This is a genomic window from Deinococcus frigens DSM 12807, from assembly GCF_000701425.1.
In the GTDB taxonomy this organism is placed as follows: domain Bacteria; phylum Deinococcota; class Deinococci; order Deinococcales; family Deinococcaceae; genus Deinococcus; species Deinococcus frigens.
This window is the reverse complement of record NZ_JNIW01000117.1, coordinates 1-3,623: the sequence shown is the minus strand read 5'-3', so window position 1 is coordinate 3,623 and position 3,623 is coordinate 1. Positions and strand designations below refer to the sequence as shown.

5 protein-coding genes are annotated in these 3,623 nt (G+C 62.7%); 3 read left to right on the top strand and 2 right to left on the bottom strand.

Annotated features, from left to right (window positions below; genetic code table 11):
* Window positions 1-239 precede the first annotated feature (239 nt).
* Window positions 240-749 (top strand): hypothetical protein, encoded by a 510-nt coding sequence (locus tag Q322_RS0119680; RefSeq protein ID WP_029479544.1) that lies wholly within the window; start codon window positions 240-242, stop codon window positions 747-749.
* A 38-nt stretch (window positions 750-787) separates the two neighbouring features.
* The gene (locus Q322_RS0119675) at window positions 788-1,093 is read left to right on the top strand and encodes a hypothetical protein (protein ID WP_245593329.1); all 306 of its coding nucleotides are present in this window, start codon (window positions 788-790) and stop codon (window positions 1,091-1,093) included.
* Between the two features lie 129 nt (window positions 1,094-1,222).
* Here the strand turns inward: Q322_RS0119675 and Q322_RS0119670 are convergent, their stop codons facing one another.
* Window positions 1,223-1,837 (bottom strand): response regulator, encoded by a 615-nt coding sequence (locus Q322_RS0119670; RefSeq protein ID WP_029479542.1) that lies wholly within the window; start codon window positions 1,835-1,837, stop codon window positions 1,223-1,225.
* Window positions 1,834-2,757, bottom strand: coding sequence for a sensor histidine kinase (locus Q322_RS0119665; protein WP_156953188.1), 924 nt, complete (start codon window positions 2,755-2,757; stop codon window positions 1,834-1,836). The genes Q322_RS0119670 and Q322_RS0119665 overlap by 4 nt, the downstream gene beginning before the upstream one ends.
* A 491-nt stretch (window positions 2,758-3,248) precedes the next feature.
* Here Q322_RS0119665 and Q322_RS0119655 point away from each other — a divergent pair, with 491 nt between their 5' ends.
* On the top strand, window positions 3,249-3,431 hold the full coding sequence (locus Q322_RS0119655; protein ID WP_029479540.1) for a hypothetical protein: 183 nt from the start codon (window positions 3,249-3,251) through the stop codon (window positions 3,429-3,431).
* Window positions 3,432-3,623: the final 192 nt, after the last annotated feature.

Below are 3,623 nucleotides of genomic sequence, written 5' to 3'. Positions count from 1 at the left end.
AGTGTATGCCGATCTCCGAGGGCTTTATTGATGCGGCTGGGAGCTGTATTTTGCTGAATAGGTTGTGCGCTTGACGCCGGGCGATGCACACGCCATACCCCAGACATTGGGCTTCAAACAGCCTCTGACATGGCCGCGTTACTGACCTCTGTTCGCCGGTTCCTCCTGACTGAAAACTGAGCGCACCCCGCCTCCAGCCTCATGGCCCCGTCAGGCCCGACGGTTACACTGAGAACATCATGAAACTGACCCCTTTTCTGCTGAGCGCCGCCTTCGCGGGTGTGCTGGCCTCCTGCGCCCCCAACGTTACTGGCCCGCAGGTGGGCCGGATTGTCAACAGCGTCACCGGGCAGGAGGGAACCGTCAGCTTCTCGCGCGGCACGCTGCAACCGCGTCTGGGCGATCCCTTCGCCAGCGACAACGCCACCATCCGCGTCGGCGGCCAGACCTACAGCGGGCGCACCGCTCTCCTGAACAGTGGGGCCGTCAGCCCCCTGCCCGCTGGCGTGGGCTTAAGTCTGTCGCTGGGCGGCACGGCGGCCATCGGCACCAACGGCGCGGTGGGCATCGGCACCCGCATCGACACGCCCCGTCCGCGCGCCGCCGTCACCCGCAGCGGCAACCTGATCGCCCGCACCGCTGGCACCCCCACCCTGACCCTGACCTGCACCCTGACCGTGGACGAAACCGAACACGGCATCGGCGATTGCACCGGCAATGACGGCGTCAAATACGCGCTGCAATTCTGAGTTCACAGCGTCCCACCATCGTCTGCCTGTGCGGCAGCGTGCGCTTTCTGGACCAGTTCGATGCGGCTTCTTTAGCGGAAACGCTGGCGGGCCGCATCGTTCTGAGCGTGGGGAGTCATCTCCGCTCCGACGCTGAAATCTTCGCCGGGCTGACGGTGGCAGAGAAACACGCTGCTCTGGAAGGCCTGGCTGAACTCCACCGCCACAAGATCGATCTGGCCGACGAGATTCTGGTGATCAATGTCGGCGGCTATTTCGGCGAAAGCACCCGCGCCGAGATCGCCTATGCGCGGCAAGCGTCGAAGCGGGTTCGGTGGCTGGAGACGTCATACAGATTAGGCTAAACACCACAACATTCAGGAGAGCGCCAGGTGTTGGCTCATCCCACGCAACGTGTATCTTCCGCTTCTCGTATCAGTTGGGTCAAAGTGAGGAGTTTAACCGCAATCTGGATCAGGGCTGTGATGGCAGCGTCAGAGCAGGCCCATCTCCAGCGCCTTGAGGACCGCGCGGGTGCGGTCATGAACCCCGAGCTTGAGCAAAATGCTCGACACATGGTTCTTGACCGTTCCCTCCTGAAGGTCGACCACCAGGGCGATCTGCTTGTTGGAATAGCCCCCAGCCATCAGGCGCAGAATCTCATGTTCGCGGGCCGTCAGGTCCCACAGTTTGGAGTCGTTGACCTCGGAGGCCAGGTGCCGAGGAACGCTGGTGTAGACCTGAGGTTCACCGTTGAGGGCGGCCTGCAAGGTGTGCAGCAGATCGTCGAAATGTACGTCCTTGAGCAGATAACTGTGCGCGCCCAGCCGCAGACCGCTGAGGGCCGCGTTCTCGTCGCTGAAAGTGCTGAGCAGGACGACAGGCGTTTCGTCCCCCTCGGCGCGCAGGGTTCGCAATACGCCCAGCCCGTCCAACTGAGGCATCCGCACGTCCAGCAACAAGAGATCTGGTCTCAGGCGGCGGGCCAGGGTCAGGGCCTCCTCGCCGTCTGCGGCCTCGGCCACCACCTCGACGTCGGGTGCCAGCGACAGCAGCCGCAGCAGCCCCTGCCGTACCAGGGTCTGGTCATCGGCCAGCAGCAATCTCATGGTGCCTCCTCGGGGGGGTCCAGCGGCACCACGGCCTCGACCTGAAAGGAATCTGGATCACGCCGAACGAGCAGGCACCCCCCGATGGCTTCGAGCCGTTCACGCATGCCCAGTAATCCATGGCCCTCCTGCCAATCGTCCGCGACGGGCGCGCCCAGAGCGTTGCCGATCCGCAGCCTCGCGCCTTCCACATCCCGGCTCAGATACACGTTTATCTGCGGGGCCGAGGCGTGTTTTACCGCGTTGGTGACGGCTTCGCGGACACATTTCAAGAGGGTTTCGCCCACTACGGGGCCAAGTGTCAGCGCCGGGTCAAGGTGAACCCGCAAGTCCAGGGCTGGAAAGGGGTCACCCAGGCGCTTGAGCTGTTCGCGCAGCCCCAGTTCCTGCGGTTCGCGGATGGTATTCACCGTCTGCCGGACCTCGCTCAGGAGCTGCTGGTTGATGTCCTGAGCGCGGGCCAGGGCGTCCTGTTTCCGCTGACCCTGGACCTGCCGGGCGAATTCCAGTTCCAGGCTCAGCGCGGTCAGGCTATGGCCCAGCGTGTCGTGCAGATCGCGGGCGATGCGGTGGCGCTCGGCCTGTTGCGAGGCGGCGGCAATAGCGTCTCTGGCCGCCCGCAGCTCGCTGTTCAGCCGCATCATTTCCAGGCGCTGACGACGCTCCAGCAGCGAAATCTTCATCACGTAGGCCGAGAACAGTTGCATAACGGTGTAGGACGGATACAGCAGCGCCTTGTACACCAGCGTCACGCCCCAGGCGTTGGCCCATGCCAGCAGCAGGGATTGCAGTACGATCCAGGCGATGGCCACCCGGCTGGGGACAACGGTGACGATTACGATGGCGCTGACGACCTGGAGCGACAGCGCGGTAAAGCCGTCCAGTCGGCTGAAGGTCAGGTTGAAGAGCAAAGAACACACCGACCTCCCCACCGTCAGGTAAATCCTGAGCGACCTTGACGCACCGGGCCAGCTTTGCCCGGCCAAGCACACCCCGAAGCCCTAGTAACCGACGATTCCGCCAATCATCGCCCCTCGGTCAAGTACGCCCGGCTGGGTCAGCAGCAGCGACCCGATTAGCACAGCCTGCCCGCTGTACATCAGCGCAAGCATAAGGCGACCGACCACGGGCGTGAGGGCGTCAGTGACGTTGTGACGGCTGGCTGGATAGAACGGATCGCTGGGTAGGGTCACGGTGTTGTGCTGACGTTAACACCACGGTTACCCCTGGACGCGTAGACCGGGTTTGTCAAGTGCCAGTGGTCACGGGTCCAGGCATGACCAATGGGGGCTGTTGAGATGCGGGGAAGGGAGGATGCTACGGATAACTCCCCAACCTACTAGAGACCGGGAGAAGCCGCAGTCCAGGGTCAGGGATTCAAAGTTTCTTGATCCATGCAAGGAGATCACTCATGAAAAAGGCACTTCTGAGCGCACTTGCCGTCATTCTGTTCGCTACCACCGGTACCAGCTTGGCCAATATGGCTGGCCCAAACACCCGCTATTGCACCAATTATCTGCAACTCGGCCCCGATTTCGGGATGGATACCAGCGGCTGCGTCTTCGCCACGGGCGATGAGCTGGGCTTGCCCTGACGCAGCGTCCCATTGAGTTGCCTGCAACCGCAATAGCTGGCATCCGAGTGGAGGCCGGTAGAGGGGCAGCATTCGTTGGACATCGGTTTTACAGATACAATAGGGGCTCAGTACCCGACACTTTCCACAGCCGTCGTCTGGCGCGGCGTCCAGAGTCGAATGAGGTGGAGCAGTTCGTCCACCGAAGCCCCA